Here is a 17,135-nt window from a genome sequence, read left to right as displayed (position 1 = left end):
TGTAGCCAAATGAAAAAACTCAGTCTCCTCGTTTGTTTCAGTTTATGCGCCTGGTCGCTTTTGTCACAAAATAAAAGCACCCTTGAAGCCAACTTCATCACCCCACCGAGCACCGCCAAGCCCTACGTCTGGTGGCACTGGATGGGCTCTAATTTTTCCAAAGCGGGCATCACCAAAGACCTGGAAGCGATGCGGGCAGCAGGCATTGGCGGGGCCACCATTTTTAACCTCGCCTCCGCTGTGCAGGAAAGTCATGTCCCTACAGAAAACAATCCCTGGCCGGAGCAAAAGTACCGCAGCCCAGCTTATTGGGAAGCCATCCGCCATGCTGCCAGCGAGGCACAGCGGTTAGGTCTGGAAATTGGGCTACACAATACTGCCGGTTATTCCACTACGGGTGGCCCTTGGGTCACAGAGGATAAGGCCATGCAAACGCTGGCATGGTCCAAAACCAGTCAAAGTGGCGGCACCCTTATCAAGGTTAAACTCGCCAAACCCGAGCCCCCCATCTGGGAAGGCTGGGGCTCACCCAAAATCAAAGCTACTTTTTACAAAGACATCGCTGTGCTGGCTGTACCTGCCCAAGCCCAGGTATCCAGCAAATCCATCATCGATCTCAGCAGCAAAATGGACGCGCAGGGCCAACTCCAATGGGAAGCTCCCGCTGGCGATTGGCTGATTTACCGCGTCGGTCATGCTCCCACGATGGCCAATCCACACCCCCTGCCCGATGACATCATCGGCAAAACCCTCGAAGTGGATAAAATGAGCATCACCCAAAACCGCTTTCACTGGCAAACTGTACTCAACCCGCTCCAGGAAAAATTAGCACCTTACCTCGGCAAATCCTTCAAACACATCCTCATTGACAGTTATGAGGCTGGTGATCAAAACTGGACGCCGGGTTTTCGCCAAGAGTTCATCCGTCGTAAGGGTTACGATCCCATTCCCTGGGTTCTTTCTTTTGACAAAATTGATCAAAAGCCCCTCGTACTCGACAATGAAGAAGCTTGTCAACGTTTTGCCTGGGATTTTCAGGATGTTATTCAGCAGCTTTACTATGACAATGGTTGGAAAACAGGCAAAGAACTCATCAAAGCCGCTGGCCTCGATCTACAATTTGAAGCCTACGGTGGCCCTTTTAATGAAGCCCAAGGTGCTGCGCTGGCTGACCTACCCATGGGTGAATTCTGGACCCATACGGGCGGCATTGATGCCAAAATCCCTGCGGCCGCGGCCGCAGCAGGACGTAAGATTGTTGGGGCGGAAGCTTTGACCAGTTTGCCTAAAAACAGCAAATACACTGAAGATCCAGCTTTCCTAAAACCTTCTGCTTTGAAAGGCTATGTTTCCGGGGCCAATCGCCTGGTTTTGCACCACTGGGTGCATCAGCCTTTCGACGATCGCTATCAGCCCGGAATGGGCATGGGTTGGTGGGGCACCCATTTTAGTCGGCACCAAACCTGGGCGGAGCCAGGCAAAGCGTTTTTCCAGTATTTAGGCCGTACTCAGACTTTATTGCAATACGGCGAACGGGTGGCGGATTACCTCTGCCTTGAAACTTTACAAGGTTCCGGCGATCTGATTTCCCGGCCTGATTTTTTGCGCCAAAACATCCAGGTGCTCAATGGGAAAATTGTGCTGGAGTCCGGACGGGCTTATGCTTTTTTGGTTTTACCCAATCAAAAAAGCATGCAGGTGGAAGTGGCCGAAAAAATCAAGGCATTGGTAGCCAAAGGAGCCAGCGTGGTGGGGCCAAAACCGGAAAAAGCCCTGGGTCTCAAAGCTTACCCAAGCTCGGATCAAAAAGTAGCCGGTGTAGGAAATATCCTATGGAACTACGGCCCACAAGCGGAATACGGTAAGGGCCTGGTGTTTACCAACATCCCCGACGCCATGAAATGGCATAAAATTCAGGCTGATTATCAGGTTGAAAAAGCCGATTCCAGCCAATACATCCGGGTTTTGCACCGCAGTGGGCCAGAAGGCGAAGTGTATTTCGTTGCCAATATGGCTCCAATAACGCAAAACCTTAGCCTTTCCTTTCGCATCACTGGAAAACAACCTGAGCTTTGGCAGGCGGAGGACGTCAGCATCCAGAATGCCCCCGTTTGGCAGGAAAAAGATGGCCGAACCAAGGTAGAACTACAACTGAAGGATCAACAGGCGGTATTTGTCGTTTTTCGCAAAGCAATCACCCCTAATGAGCACCTGATTGCCATCAACAGCCCAGAAAAGAACTGGAACATCGTGCCTTTAAAGAATGGCCAAATTGCGCTTTTTGCAACTACCCCTCAACAGCTTTCACTGGAATATGCCTCCGGCAAAAAAATAAATGTGGACTTGCCCGCGGCCAGCCACCAAACGATTGAAGGCTCCTGGAATCTAAACCTTCAACCTAAATTGGAGCCAGCTTTTAAACTCGACTTCCCACAATTGTTGGATTTCAGTCAGCACAGCGATCCACGAGTGAAGTACTTCGCGGGGACTGCCACGTACAGCAAAACCATTCAGATTGATCCGGAACTCCTAAAACCTGGCAAACTGATACAGCTTGATTTTGGCCAACTGTACGACATTGCCAGCCTAAAAATCAATGGCAAAGCGCTGGGTGTTTTGTGGTATCCACCTTATGTATTGGACATAACCTCAGCACTCGTTCCGGGTGACAACCTGCTGGAAATAGCCGTGACTACCAATTGGGCCAATCGCCTCATCGGCGATGAACAGGAGCCCGCAGATTTTGAATGGGGCAGCGACCGGGGCAATCTTGGCCACGCCATGAAGGCTTATCCAGATTGGTTTGTAAAAAATCAAGCACGGCCATCTAAGGGGCGAAAAACTTTTTCCGTTTGGTATTATTATCGAAAGGATAGCCCACTAAAAGCAGCAGGCCTCATGGGACCTGTACGCCTGGTGGTTTTTGAAACAAAAGTGATTTAGCACCTTCAGAAAACATTTAAAACTATCCCCACAAACCAACATCAATCGTCAACACATGAAACCCTTTCAAACCCTTTTTTGCCTGCTTTTTTTTCCATACCTCATTTTTGCCCAAGTCAAACTCCAGTGGCGGGAGCAATACCCCGGAATCTGGAAAGCCACGGCAGGCCAACCCGAGAAAATCAGTCTCCTGAGTACGGCAGGAGCCATTGCTAATGTGACGGCTCTCGCTAAATTGCCCAAAAGCAACTTTCCGCTCAAACAAACGGATATTGATGTAAAAATCATTGACCATAAAGTTTACCTGCGCTTCCCGCTGGATGAGGCAGAACAACTCTTTGGGCTGGGTCTCAATTTCCAGACCGTCAACCAACGTGGGCGTATCCTAGATTTGCACGTTGACCATTACGGCGGCAAGGACAATGGCCGCACCCATGCTCCGATCCCTTTTTATGTTTCTTCAAAAGGGTACGGGGTTTTGATCGATGCCGCGCGTTACCTGACCGTGTACATGGGCACGGGTGTGCGCAGGGAGAGCCAGCACCCCCCAGTTTTGTACGACCGCAATACCAACAAGGAGTGGGATGCTCAGCCCTACTCCGACGCTGTCGAAATCCTGGTACCAGCTGATGGTGCTACCCTTTATGTTTTCGCAGGCCCTACGCCAATGCAGGTGGTACAGCGCTACAATTTGATGAATGGCGGTGGATACCTTCCACCCAAATGGGGTTTGGGCTTTACCCAACGTGTCCCCACTTTGTATACCCAGGATGACATTTTGAAAGAAGCTACCAGTTTTGAAGAGCACAATTTCCCCCTTGATTTCATTGGGGTGGAGCCAGGTTGGCACAGCATGTCCTACCCTTGTACCTTTGAATGGGACCCTACCCGTTTTCCCGACCCAAAGGGATTTTTGGACGCTCTGGCGAAAAAAGGTCTCAGCGCCAATTTGTGGCTCAACCCTTATGTATCGCCCAAGGCCAGTTTGTATTCCAAAATCAAACCCTTATCCGCCTCACACACTGTTTGGAATGGGATTGTACCCGACTTCACCCTACCTCAAACACGGCAATTGTTCAAAGATCATTTTATAAAAAACCAGCTCTCCATTGGAGTGGGCGGCTTTAAAGTAGATGAAGTAGACGGCTACGACTTTTGGGTTTGGCCGGATGTGGCGACTTTCCCTTCAGGCTTCAGCGCCGAACAAATGCGACAGGTTTATGGCAATTTGGTTCAAAGTATGACCGCTTCCTGGTACAAGGAAATCAACAAACGCACGTATGGTCTGGTGCGCGGCTCCAATGCAGGTTCCAGCAATTTCCCCTACGTCATTTACAACGATTATTACAGCCACAAGGACTTCATCACCGCTCTGGTAAACAGCAGTTTTATCGGTGTATTGTGGACTCCGGAGGTGCGTGCCTCCAAAACTGCTGAGGAGTGGGTGCGCCGCATGCAATCGGTTTGTTTCTCCCCTATGGCCATGCTCAACGCTTGGGCCGATGGCACCAAACCCTGGTCTTTTCCTGAAGTGGAAAAAGCGGTGAATGATGTGGCCAGTTTGCGCATGCAACTCCTACCCTACCTGTACTCCACCTTTGCTCAGTACCATTTTGAAGGCAAACCGCCTTTTAGGGCCATGAACCTGGTGGAAGGATTTGGATTTACTGCCACCACAAGCGCAGGGCAACTGGATGCCACGGCCAATCCCTATGCCAAGAGCATCAAAAAGGACATTAAAGACCAATACATGATGGGAGACTTTTTACTGGTTGCCCCCATGTTTGCTGGCGAAAGCAGCCGTGAGGTTTATTTGCCCGCTGGGAAATGGTACGATTTTTATACGGGTGCTTTTGTGGGTGAAAACCAAAAAATCAGCATCAGCCCAGCCTTGGACAAAATTCCCTTGTTTGTAAAAGATGGAGGAATTATTCCAATGGTTCCAACTCGCCGTCAGGCACCAAAAGCAGGTGAAATTTTGCCACTAGAGGTTCGCCACTATGGTGACTCGGCGGGCAGTTTTCAGTTGTATGACGATGATGGAGTGAGTTTTGATTTTGAAAAAGGGGCATATTCTTTTACAAGGTTGGCAGTATCTAAAGATGGTGATGGCCGATTGCAGGGGGAATTGCCAACCTTACCAGTAGGCAAGCCCTTTGGTTACGATAAGACGGTGAAATGGGTGTTTATGACGAAATAGCAATGGCCGATTAATGATTATTGCTATTCAGTTTGAGAGCTCTACAAAATTGGGGCAACGCGCCGTAGAGACGCACGGCCGTGCGTCTCTTATAGATGGCCGAGGTCAAGAGACGCACGGCCGTGCGTCTCTACATCCGAAATCATCCGTTGATTCTGAGTTGCCCCAATTTTGTCCTGCAGGCTATTCATTTCACGGTTTTCCCCCAGTTGGGAAGATTCAAATCCAGGTTGTCGTGGTAAAAAGCCATTTCCGCCTTTAAGGTCTCCGTCAAAGTGGTCAACCTGGCCTGGTATTTTTTATCCATAGCCAGGTTTTTGGTTTCCCAGGGGTCTTTTTTGAGGTTGAACAGCTGTTGGTGTTCAACACCTTTGACATTGTATTTGATCAATTTCCAATCGTCATGGGTCCGCACCGCCAGTTGAATGTCCCGGTATTTGTAATAGATGTTTTGCCGAAAAACGGCTTGAGGGTTTTGGATGGCTTCCAATAAATTTTTGCCCTCACTCGAAGCAGGTTTTTCAATGCCCAGAAAGTTATAAACCGTAGGAAAAATATCCGACAAGTAGCAAAGGGCATCCGCCTTTTGGTTTTTGGGGACCCCGGGGCCAACCATCACCAGTGGCACCCTCATGCTGTGCTCATACAAACTCTGCTTGCCCACCAGGCCATGTGAACCCACTGCCAGGCCATTGTCTCCTGCAAAAATGATCAGGGTATTCTCGTACTGTCCATTTGCCTTGAGTGTTTGGATGATCCGCCCAATTTGAGCGTCAACCTCCGAGATCATTCCATAATAGGCTGCAAGTTCTTTTTTGATCATTTCCGGCGTGCGTTCCACGGGCAGTAATTGTTCATCCCGTACCTCCATTTCTCCATTGTCAAAAGGATGCCGGGGTAAGAAGTTTTTAGGCAAGGGGATTTTATTGGGGTCATACATTTTATCGTAAGGAGCTGGTGGTGTGCGGGGATCATGTGGTGAGGTGAAAGCTACGTAGGCAAAAAAGGGCTGCTGGTTTTGGTTGTTTTGGTTCAAATAAGCAATAGCAGCGTCGGCATATAGTGTACTCGAAAATTTGTCCGCACTCCATTGCGCTGACGTTGGATATTGGCCGCTCGGATCATAATGGTACAGGTTAGCATGTTCATGGCCGCCTTCATTGGGAAAGTGCATTCCCCCAAAAAAGATATTATCGGCCTCATCGAATGCCCGAAAATGAGCAGCTTTGTCATTGTGCCACTTGCCAGTAGCAAAGGTTTTGTAGCCGAATTTTTTCAAATGTTCGGGCATCATGGTGTGATCCGTGGGGATTACATCGGCACCGCCCGGTAAACTATTGAGGTAGCGGCCAGTCATGATTCCGGCCCGGCTCACCACACACAAAGCGCCATGTTTTCCGCCCAAACAACTTGCCCGGCTAAAAGTCGTACCATTTTTTACCAATTCATCCATATGTGGGGTTTTGACCACCTTGTTGCCCAATGCACCTACGGCATGATAAGTGTGATCGTCGGTAAAAAGGATGAGGATATTGGGCTTGGAGCTCTGCGCCTGTAGTGCGGCGGAAAGGCTCAAGCAAATAAACAGGCATTTAAAAACAGCTTTCATGATGGTAGTTTAAACCAAAAAGGAAAGGAATTTCGCCAAACCTAGTATAAAAATCTCAAAAAACTTATTTTACCAGCCATCCTGAAACAACTACCAATGAAAAAATTGCTCTGCATTCTCATCTTTTGCTGCTCAAATACCCTTGTTTTCGCACAAAGTGTAATTTACGTGTCCCCTCAGGGAAATGACCAGGCCACCGGCACTTTAAAAACACCCGTTGCGACATTAGATCGTGCGCTTTCACTTGCCCAAAAAGCCACTACGAATAGCCCGCAAATTCAACTCCTGCCAGGCACCCATTACCTCAAACAAACCATTCAAATCAATGCCAAACAATGGGCCAGAAAAAGCCTGCACATCTCCGCCTCCCCAGATGGGCGAGCGACCTTGAGTGGCGGCAAAAGAGTCCGGCTGCAATGGCAAAAAGCTGGTGGAAATTTATGGAAAGCCCATTTGGACAACCCCACCTTTGAGCAACTCTTTGTCAATGACCAACAGCAGGTCTTAGCCCGTTACCCCAACTACACCGATACGGTCCGGGTATTCAATGGTTTTGCTGCCGATGCCCTTGCACCCGAGCGGTTCAAACGTTGGAGCAATCCCACTGGTGGCTTTGTACACGCCATGCACGCCGGGCAATGGGGCGGTTTTCAGTACCGCATTCTGGGCAAAAAAGGGGATGAAGTGCAACTGGAAGGCGGCTGGCAAAACAACCGCCCATCGGCTATGCACAATAAGTACCGTTTTGTCGAAAACATCTTTGAAGAACTGGACGCTCCTGGGGAATGGTATTTCAATGTTGCCGAAAAAACGCTCTACTTTTATCCACCAGCTGGATTAAATTTGGCCCAGGCCAAAACCGAAATCTCCCGGCTCAAACACCTGATTGAGCTAGAAGGCCAGGATGATTTACCCCTCAAAAACATACAGATCAGTGGCATCCATTTTGCCCACGCCGAGCGCACTTTTATGGACCAATACGAGCCCCTCCTCCGCAGTGATTGGTGCATTTATCGAGGAGCGGCTGTGCTTTTTGAAAATACCGAGAACTGTAGCTTAATAGATTGCAACTTCAACAATTTGGGAGGCAACGCCGTTTTTGTCAGTCTTTACAATTTGAATTCTACTATCCGCGGTTGCCATTTCTACAACATTGGAGCCAGCGCCATTTGTTTGGTGGGAGATACTTCCGCTGTACGCGCCGTGCCCAATCGTTACGAAAAAACAACCCCAGTGGAAAAAATGGACTATGTACCCGGTCCAAAAAATCGGCATTACCCGCGCCAATGCGTGATCGAAGACAACCTTATCCACCACATTGGACGGGTTGAAAAACAGGTAGCGGGCATACAAATCCAGGTCGCCGCTCAAATTACCATTCGGCACAACAGCATTTATCAGGTGCCACGTGCTGCAATCAACGTGGGTGACGGCGCTTTTGGTGGCCACCTCATCGAATACAACGACGCTTTTGAAACCGTACTTGAAACCAGCGACCACGGGGCTTTCAACTCCTGGGGCCGCGATCGTTACTGGCATTTCAACAATCGAAATGATATGGAAATGGCCTTGCTGGATGCTCAATACACCACCATTATCCGCAACAACCGCTTCCGTTGTGACCATGGTTGGGACGTAGACCTAGATGATGGCAGCTCCAATTACCACATTTACAACAATGTCTTCCTGAAGGGTGGTTTAAAGCTCCGCGAGGGTTATTTTCGAGTGGCTGAAAACAACGTTTTTGTCAATAATTCCCTGCATCCCCATGTCTGGTTTCCCAACAGTGGCGATGTCATCCAACGCAATGTGTTCATGCGGGCTTACTTTCCGATTGGGGTGAACGATTGGGGGAAAACCATTGATTACAATTTTTTCAGCAATGCTTCTTATCTGGCCAAGGCAAGAAGTAAGGGTACCGACTCAGCTAGTGTGGCAGGAGAACTTTTGTTTGTTGATCCGGCTACTGCTGATTTCAGACTACAAGCTGGCTCAAAAGCCTTTGATATCGGTTTTGAAAACTTTCCCATGGATCAGTTTGGGGTGCAAAAACCTGCTTTGAAAAAAATCGCGGCTCAGCCCCGTATTCCTGAACTCCTGTTTATTGCTGATGAAAAAACAACCAAAGAGGTCAGTTGGCTCCAAGCAAAGGTCAAATCGATCAATGGCCTGGGGGAACGTTCGGCCTATGGTCTGCCAGATGAAAATGGAGTGATTGTATTAGAGTTGTCCCCCAAATCCCCACTGGCCAAAGCCGGCTTGCAAAAAAGTGATGTGATCCGCAAAGCCAATGGCGAAGTAGTAACCCATGTAGAAGCACTACAATTGATCTATGAAAAGGTGTTGTGGACGGGCAAAATGTCGGTGCAGCTGATTCGGAATCAGGCTGAGTTGGGTTTGGTGCTGGATTTGGAGTAAATAGGGAATCTGCTGGAGTTTGGAATCTGGAAATTGAGTTCTAAATACAAGATTTCGTTTGCCATAGGTTTATTGCATTTACTTCCCCATAAATTTCCCCTCCAAAACCTTCATAAAGTACCCACCAACCACGCTTCGGGCCTGAAAACCAATCATTTTCCCAGTTTTGGTATCATGCCAGTCGCTTAAGGGAACCCGTGAAGATGTATTGGTGGCAAAATGAACCATTGGGCGGATCAACGCTTCAAAATCCTGCTGTTTGCTCGCCAAAGTGGCCGTCCAAAGTACCCAGTCTGACTTGGTATAATTGGCCCGGCTGTCGAGCGGCAGCCCGTATTCATTTTGTTTACCGAGGTAATACTTTATCTCTTTTTCAAAAACGGCGGATGGGAAATAATTCAGCTTTAACACCTTGTCCCAGACCAGGTTGTACTTTTGGCTCCAGGTGCCTTTTTTATCAAAAGTGAGGGCGTAGTGGTCGCCATCTTCCGCGATCGATTGCCATTTGCTCACATAGCCTTTGCAGAGGGCATCAAATTGGGTGAAGCGCGGCAAGTCACCCATTTTTTCGGCCAGCATGGCATAGGCTTCCATGGCCACAATGGCTTTGGCCGATAAATTGGCATTTCGAGCCAGGTGCCCAGCAAAATCATCGGTGCACAACTGGGTCGTAGGATCAAAGCCCTCTTTGCTCAGGTAGTCGGCCCAAATCGAAAGGGTTGGCCAATGTTTTTTGGCATAATCCGTATTGCCTTCAGCCATACAAATGGCGGCGGTGAGGATAATCATGTTGCCACATTCTTCTACGGGCATGTCTTCAGGGTAGGTTTGCCCATTGGCCAGGGGGTAAGTACCTAAATCGTGCGCAGCAAAGGGTTTGGTCCATTTGCCACTTTCGCTGTAGTAAAATATCCCGTTCAGCATGCCTTTCAGCAATTCAGGATTGTAGGCCAGATACAGCGGTGCCGAAGGGTAAGTAACATCCACCGTGTTGATGGAACCGTTGCTGAAATTTTCTTTGGACAAAAACAGGGTTTCTCCACTTGGGCTTTTGACCAGTTTGTGTGCCGAAATGCTTTGCCGGTAAGCCAGTTCACAGAGAGTAGCATACTCCACACCACCAGCTTTTTCAGCCTCTTGTCGAATGGTTTGATTCGTTGCCTGGCATTTTTTCAGGACGCTGGGGTATTCTTTCCAAGCTTTGCTGAGCAGCTGTTCGATGTTTTCGGTGCCTTTGTCATTCCACCAGGGGCGTAAGTTTTGCCCAAAATACTGCACTGAATACAGGTCATCATAGCCTAGCATTAGGACCTGGGTTTTGGTTTCGGTGCCTACTGCGTCTAGATTTACCAGGGTGTGCAAGGTCAGTTTTTTGCCCGTTTTTTGGGTACTAGCGTTGACCTGGAAGGGCTTGGACTGGTCCGAGATGTACTGATGCACCTGTTTCGCTGCAGGAGTCGCCACATACAGGTAACCCCAATCGATCCGCAGGTCATCACCCTTTTTCTTCAAAACAGCCTGCTCAGTTGTACCCGTCTTCAGTAACTTCAATCCATTAGCCGAATAAGCGCTAGCGCTGACTTCTTGGGCATTGGTATTGGTGGCAAGATCGGTAGAGACGCCCAGACTCAATAGCACCTGATGTACTTTTCCATCATTGGCCTTGACTTCGGCAGCAATGTAGGAAATCGGTCTGGCTAGCAAATTCAGGTCTTCGAGTAAAAGCGGAGAGGTAAAGGTGAGTTTCATGTCCACCTTACCACAAGTAAAATTATAGATCGTTTGGGTGGCATTGATTTGAACCTGTTTTTGCTGGGCAAGTTTGATGATTTGGGCGCTGGAAGGCGTGGATTTTTTCACAATCCCCACATCCAGCAAAGCTCCGCCCCCCGTGTTAACCACATGGATGGCGAATACGTTGCGGCCTTTTTTCAGCAGCGATCTCATCTTTTCAGTCATGGGCAGCAAAAGGTATTTACCAGCACAGCATCCGGCGGTATAGATCAATTCGCCATTGAGGTAAACATTGACATCATCGTCGTACTGGAGTTTCAACAAAGGAGCTGACAATTCGGTGCTGTTCAGTTCAAAAGTCCGACGCATCCAGATGTTTCGGCTGCGCCACTGGGTTTTGGAAATACCGTCGATGTTGCCAAAAGGGGCAGCGCCCATTTGCCAATTGCGGTCATCAAAAGCCTCGCTCATCCAGTCGGCAGCGGGTTGTTGCTCCGTATATTTAGCTTGATACGATTCATCATCTCCAGCTGGTAAAATGGGGTCATAACTCGGGGCATCAGCACCCATGAATTGAAAAATCTCGCCATCTACTTTCAAAAAACCAGTCAAAGAATGATCATTCCCAGTCCAGTGTTTGGTGGGCGAAGCATTCAGCTGATCGGTCGTTGACCAAATGCTGAAGTAAGGATCATGGGTAATCAAGGGATAGGCCGAAGCTTTTTGGCTTTGTGAAAAGCATGGAGAGGCAAGAGCTGCAAGTGCACTAAAAAGGAAAAAGGCTTTCATTCCGAAAAAGTTTGAAAATGGCTGACATCAGTGAATCCTGTAAAATTACGCTTTAAATGTGTAATGCTTGTGCTTTTAATCCTGATGAACTTTGTTATTTTACCAGAGCTCCATCAGAGAGCAAATAAACAAACCACTCAAAATGAAAGTAGCAGTTTATAGTTTCCACCAATTTGAAAAGCCTTATTTCGAGCAGGTAAACGACAGTGCTCAGCAACTGCATTTTTTCAATGTAGAACTCTCTCTGGAAACAGCACCTTTGAGTGTTGGCTTTGAGGCAGTTAGTTTGTTTGTCAACGATGACGCCTCGGCACCAGTCCTTGAAGTCTTGCACCAGAATGGCATTCGTTTCATCGCACTGCGTTCGGCGGGCTACAACAATGTGGACCTGGACAAAGCGAAACAACTCGGCATTAAGGTAGCGAGGGTACCAGCTTATTCGCCTTATTCCGTGGCTGAACATGGAGTAGCCCTCATTCTGGCCTTGAACCGAAAACTGATCCGTGCCCATTCTCGGATCATGGAGCAAAATTTTTCCCTGAATGGCTTAACCGGTTTTGATATGAACGGGAAAACAGTAGGCATCATGGGTACCGGAAAAATCGGTGAGGTAATGGCCCGGATTCTGCACGGTTTCGGGTGTCACTTATTGGCCTACGACAAATTTGAAAATGAGGAGATCGTGCAAAAATATCAGGTAGAATACTGTGATTGTGCATCGCTATACCAGCGTTCCGACATCATCAGCCTACACTTGCCGCTCAATGACGATACCAGGTACATCATCAATGCATCCAGTATCCAACAGATGAAAAAGGGTGTGATGTTGATCAATACCAGCCGAGGGGCTCTGGTGAACACCAATGATGTGGTTCAAGGTTTAAAAAATGGGCAAGTGGGTTATTTTGGAATGGACGTTTATGAAGAGGAGGATGGGCTGTTTTTTGAAGACCATTCGGGGGAGGTTTTACAGGATGATACCATTGCCCGTCTCATGACCTTTCAAAATGTTTTGATTACCAGTCACCAAGGTTTTCTGACTGAAACATCCTTGAGCAATATTGCTAAAACCACGATGTACAACCTGGCTTGCTTTGCAACAGACAAGGTTTCTGAAAACGAAATAAGAGGATAGGCTGAGAGCGGTATGTTGCAGATTGTTATCTTTGATGACTACATCTAAAGCCACTGCCATGAAAAAAGTGCTCAAAAAGGTCGTCTATATTATTCTTTCCCTGCTTGCAGTCCTATTAATTGCCGGGCTGATTTTGGCCTACCTGCCTATGAAATCCATTGTGAAACAAAAAGGGATCACACCGGAAGAGGCGGCCACCATGAGGCAAAAGTTCGAAGGGCCGCATCATCTAATTAAAACCTCGGATGGAGAAACCTTATTTCTGCGCAGGTGGAATCCGGATAGCATCGAAGCAAGTAAAAAAGACTTTGCCGTCCTGATTTTGCACGGTGTCACCGCCCACAGTGGCGCTTACAACATGGCAGGTGTTCCCATTTCCAAAGGCGGTTATACTACTTTTGGTTTGGATTACCGAGGGCATGGCTTATCCAGTGGGAATCGAGCAGATTACCCCAATAAGGAACGCCTTATGGATGATTTAACGGAAGCAGTTCGGTACATTAAAAAATTAGGCTTTCCCAAAGTGGTGATTTTAGGGCATAGCCTGGGTGTAGCGACTGCTATTTATGTTACCCAGGGCATTCCTAGTGAAATTTCAGGCTTAGTTCTACTTTCTGGCGCTTACGAAGGCAAAAAAGGCGTGCGCAAGGGGCCTACCTTGTTTCAACAAGCCAAAATCATATCCAGTGCAATTTTTCGCCCCTCCGTACAGGTCGTTGAATATTACCGCGATGGTATGACTGGCACTGGTGATCCCTTGTTCAATTTCAGGTACACCTTGCGTTTTTTGACCATGCTGGATGTCAAAACGCTAATTCTACCTAAACAATTGAACATTCCGGTTTTGGTGGGCACCGGAGATAAAGATGAACTGTTCGAAGTGGAAAAAGTGAAAGCGCTTTATAACTTGGTACCTGGCGACAAAAAAGAGTTTGTCGTTTTAAAAGACACTTACCATGCCCGCTTCCCGGTGGAAAGTTGGGAAAGAGTGGTGCTCTGGTTGGATAAAACATATGTTCCAAAGTAATCCCGCCAACAAAAAAGAGGTGGTCAGTTGCCCAACCACCTCTACGTGTATTACTTTTTGGCCCCAAGGCCGTTGAATTCAATTCAAATTAAGCCAAATCAAAACGGTCAAGATTCATCACTTTGTTCCAGGCTGCAACAAAGTCCTTTACAAAACGATCTTTGCCGTCTTCACAGGCATAAACTTCGGCAATGGCGCGGAGCTCTGAGTTGGACCCAAAGATCAAATCGACCCGAGTACCAGTCCATTTAATTGCACCGGTGGCACGATCACGACCTTCAAAGACATTTTGGGCATCTGAACTTGCACTCCAGGTGGTACCAAAATCAATCAGATTAGCAAAGAAGTCGTTGGTCAGCGCGCCAGGAGTATGGGTGAACACACCATGCTGAGACCCGTCAAAATTCGTGTTGAGCACCCTCATGCCACCTACCAGAACCGTCATTTCTGGAGCGGTCAAGGTCAGGAGTTGTGCTTTGTCTACCAACATTTCTTCTGCAGAGATCGTGTAACGAGCCTTCATGTAATTGCGGAATCCATCAGCAATCGGTTCAAGAACCGCGAAGGAATCCACATCGGTTTGGGCTTGTGATGCATCCGTACGCCCAGGAGTAAAGGGTACAGTGATGGTATGACCAGCATTTTTTGCCGCTTTTTCAATACCTGCGCAACCACCTAGGACGATCAAATCGGCCAGCGAGACCTGCTTGCCACTTGGTTGAGCATTATTGAATGCAGTCTGGATGCCTTCCAGCGTATCCAGCACTTTTGCCAGTTGAGTAGGATTGTTGACTGCCCAGTATTTCTGCGGGGCCAAACGAATGCGTGCACCGTTGGCACCACCACGTTTGTCGGAGCCGCGGAAAGTGGAAGCAGAAGCCCAGGCGGTGGAAACCAGTTCAGAAACCGATAAGCCTGAGGCAAGAATTTGGCCCTTCAGCGCAGCGATGTCCTGATCATCGATCAATTTATGGGTTACTGCGGGGACTGGATCTTGCCAGATCAATTCTTCCTGAGGCACTTCAGGTCCGAGGTAACGTGCACGTGGGCCCATATCGCGATGGGTCAACTTGAACCAGGCCCGTGCAAATGCATCAGCGAACTCATCAGGGTTTTCGTGGAAACGTCTTGAAATCTTCTCGTAAGCCGGATCCGTACGCAGCGCAAGGTCAGTAGTAAACATGATCGGCGCATGGCGCTTGTTTGGATCGTGCGCATCAGGCACGGAATCTACCCCCAACCCATTCTTGGGCTTCCATTGATGGGCACCAGCCGGGCTCTTGGTCAATTCCCATTCGTAGCCAAATAGGTTCACAAAGTAGTTGTTGCTCCATTTGGTGGGGGTTTGGGTCCAGGCCCCTTCCAATCCACTGGTAATGGTATACCCTGCATTGCCAGTGCCATAGGTGTTTTTCCAACCCATACTTTGCTCCTCAATGCTTGCTCCTGCGGGTTCTACGCCTACATACTGGTTTGGATCAGCAGCACCGTGGGCTTTGCCGAAGGTGTGTCCACCAGCAATCAAGGCTACAGTTTCTTCGTCGTTCATCGCCATGCGGCCAAAGGTCTCGCGGATGTCGCGGGCTGCTGCCAGCGGATCAGGGTTTCCGTTGGGACCTTCAGGGTTTACATAAATGAGCCCCATCTGTACAGCTGCAAGTGGGTTTTCCAGCTCGCGGTCGCCGCTGTAACGCTTGTCTTCCAGCCATTTGCCTTCAGCACCCCAGTAGATGTCTTCTTCTGGTTCCCAAACGTCCTCACGACCACCAGCAAAACCAAAAGTTTCGAAGCCCATGGACTCCAAAGCACAGTTGCCTGAAAGGATCATCAAGTCGGCCCAAGAGAGTTTTCTGCCGTATTTCTTTTTCACTGGCCAAAGCAATAAACGCGCTTTGTCCAGGTTACCGTTATCAGGCCAGCTATTGAGGGGGGCAAAGCGTTGAGTGCCAGACCCTGCACCACCACGACCATCGGCAATGCGGTAAGTACCCGCACTGTGCCAGGCCATCCGAATGAAGAACGGTCCGTAATGGCCGTAATCGGCAGGCCACCAATCCTGGGAGGTAGTCATCAAATCAACGATGTCTTGCTTTACCGCATCTAGATCAAGGGTCTTGAATTCTTCAGCGTAGTTGAAGTCCTCACCCATTGGGTTAGACAGGGAGGAGTGTTGGCGAAGGATGCCCAACTGCAATTGATTTGGCCACCAGTCCCGGTTTCTGGTACCACGACCAGCGCTATGTTTGAGTATTCCACTTGAAAATGGGCACTTACCAGCGCCATTACCATTGTTATTGTCCATAATGCGATTGATTTAAACTTGCTCAAAATACGGGTGATTTTTCGAGAAATTTAATTTATAATAACAATGCCATCATAGACAAAAGCTATTAAAGGAGACAATCGAGATTCTATGGATTGGGCCTTACTTTTTTGCCGTTTGGCTTGGTCGCACCTCAATTTTACTGGGCAGAGTCCGTGGGTTCATCTTGAGTAAGTCCACTACAATTTGCCCCAAATCTTCTGGCTGAATTTTCCAGGCATCAGCCTCACTTGGCTCGTGATTGTTGAAATGGGAAGCCACCGAACCTGGCATGATCGTCGAACATTTCACTCCTGCATCCCGTAGATCGAGCATGACTGCCTGGGTAAAACCCACCAGTCCAAATTTACTGGCGTTGTAGGCAGACGCAGTGGCAAAAAAATTGGTTCCAGCCAAACTGGCGATGCTGATGAAGTAGCCTTTTGCTTCCGTCAAGGCATCTACTGCCGCTTTCAGGCTATAGAATACCCCAGTAAGGTTGGTATCAATCGTTTCATGCCATTGTTCTGGACTGAGTTGGGTGATGGGCGCAAAATGGCCCACTCCCGCGTTGGCGATGAGTACGTCGAGGCGGCCAAAAGCTTCCAGTGTTTTGGCCACTGCGTCTTGCTGTGCAGCGAAATCACGGACATCCGCGGCAATGCCAATGATCTTGCCAGAGCCTAACTTGGAGAGTTCGCGAGCGGTGGCGTCGGCATCTTCCTGGCGGCGACTGGTAATGGCCACATTAAGGCCTTCTTTGAGCAGGCTGGCGGCAATGCCATGGCCAATGCCTTTGCTGCCCCCGGTGATGAGGGCGGTCATTTGATTGAGATTGTTCATATAAACGAGAACGTCGGAGGATTAAAATGGTTGAAGGCCACTGGAGTAAACAAGTGGATAAATTTAGTATGCCTTTTCAAAAGGTGCACCCTTTTGAAAAGTTCTTTAGCGCAAAATTGTGCAGGCAAAGCCCTT

The 17,135-nt window shown here is 48.5% G+C and carries 9 protein-coding genes; 5 read left to right on the top strand and 4 right to left on the bottom strand.

The annotated features are described in order from the left end of the window. Nucleotides 1-9 precede the first annotated feature (9 nt). Together ACO08K_RS24025 and ACO08K_RS24020 are read left to right on the top strand one after the other, a co-directional pair. Entirely contained in the window at nucleotides 10-2,943 is a 2,934-nt protein-coding gene (locus ACO08K_RS24025; RefSeq protein WP_421799028.1) for a glycosyl hydrolase, read from the top strand. 55 nt (nucleotides 2,944-2,998) lie between these two features. Further along, a complete protein-coding gene (locus ACO08K_RS24020) occupies nucleotides 2,999-5,143 on the top strand; it encodes a TIM-barrel domain-containing protein (protein ID WP_421799027.1) in 2,145 nt (714 codons plus the stop codon). Nucleotides 5,144-5,330: 187 nt separating this feature from the next. Here the strand turns inward: ACO08K_RS24020 and ACO08K_RS24015 are convergent, their stop codons facing one another. Then, complete coding sequence (locus ACO08K_RS24015; RefSeq protein ID WP_421799026.1) at nucleotides 5,331-6,752, bottom strand: sulfatase-like hydrolase/transferase; 1,422 nt, start codon at nucleotides 6,750-6,752, stop codon at nucleotides 5,331-5,333. 96 nt (nucleotides 6,753-6,848) lie between these two features. On the opposite strand from ACO08K_RS24015, the gene ACO08K_RS24010 reads away from it, so the two are divergent. After that, nucleotides 6,849-9,170, top strand: a complete 2,322-nt coding sequence (locus ACO08K_RS24010; RefSeq protein WP_421799025.1) for a right-handed parallel beta-helix repeat-containing protein — start codon at nucleotides 6,849-6,851, stop codon at nucleotides 9,168-9,170. 78 nt (nucleotides 9,171-9,248) lie between these two features. Here ACO08K_RS24010 and ACO08K_RS24005 read toward each other — a convergent pair whose 3' ends face one another. Next, entirely contained in the window at nucleotides 9,249-11,693 is a 2,445-nt protein-coding gene (locus ACO08K_RS24005; protein ID WP_421799024.1) for a glutaminase domain-containing protein, read from the bottom strand. Nucleotides 11,694-11,835: 142 nt separating this feature from the next. Between ACO08K_RS24005 and ACO08K_RS24000 the strand changes: the two genes are divergently transcribed. Both ACO08K_RS24000 and ACO08K_RS23995 read left to right on the top strand, forming a co-directional pair. Then, a complete protein-coding gene (locus ACO08K_RS24000) occupies nucleotides 11,836-12,828 on the top strand; it encodes a 2-hydroxyacid dehydrogenase (protein ID WP_421799023.1) in 993 nt (330 codons plus the stop codon). Between the two features lie 58 nt (nucleotides 12,829-12,886). Beyond that, nucleotides 12,887-13,855: an alpha/beta hydrolase gene (locus ACO08K_RS23995; protein ID WP_421799022.1), complete on the top strand. Its 969-nt coding sequence runs from the start codon at nucleotides 12,887-12,889 to the stop codon at nucleotides 13,853-13,855. Nucleotides 13,856-13,943: 88 nt separating this feature from the next. On the opposite strand, the gene katG is transcribed toward ACO08K_RS23995, so the two are convergent. Together katG and ACO08K_RS23985 are read right to left on the bottom strand one after the other, a co-directional pair. Continuing rightward, nucleotides 13,944-16,157, bottom strand: coding sequence for a catalase/peroxidase HPI (gene katG, locus ACO08K_RS23990; RefSeq protein WP_421799021.1), 2,214 nt, complete (start codon nucleotides 16,155-16,157; stop codon nucleotides 13,944-13,946). 123 nt (nucleotides 16,158-16,280) lie between these two features. Next, nucleotides 16,281-17,000 carry an SDR family oxidoreductase gene (locus ACO08K_RS23985; protein ID WP_421799020.1) on the bottom strand — a complete coding sequence of 240 codons (720 nt, stop codon included), beginning with the start codon at nucleotides 16,998-17,000 and terminating at the stop codon, nucleotides 16,281-16,283. Nucleotides 17,001-17,135: the final 135 nt, after the last annotated feature.

Origin of the sequence: Haliscomenobacter sp. (assembly GCF_965225875.1) — a bacterium.
Taxonomy (GTDB): Bacteria; Bacteroidota; Bacteroidia; order Chitinophagales; family Saprospiraceae; genus Haliscomenobacter.
The sequence above is the reverse complement of the archived record's forward strand: the minus strand, read 5'-3'. Positions and strand labels throughout refer to the sequence as shown.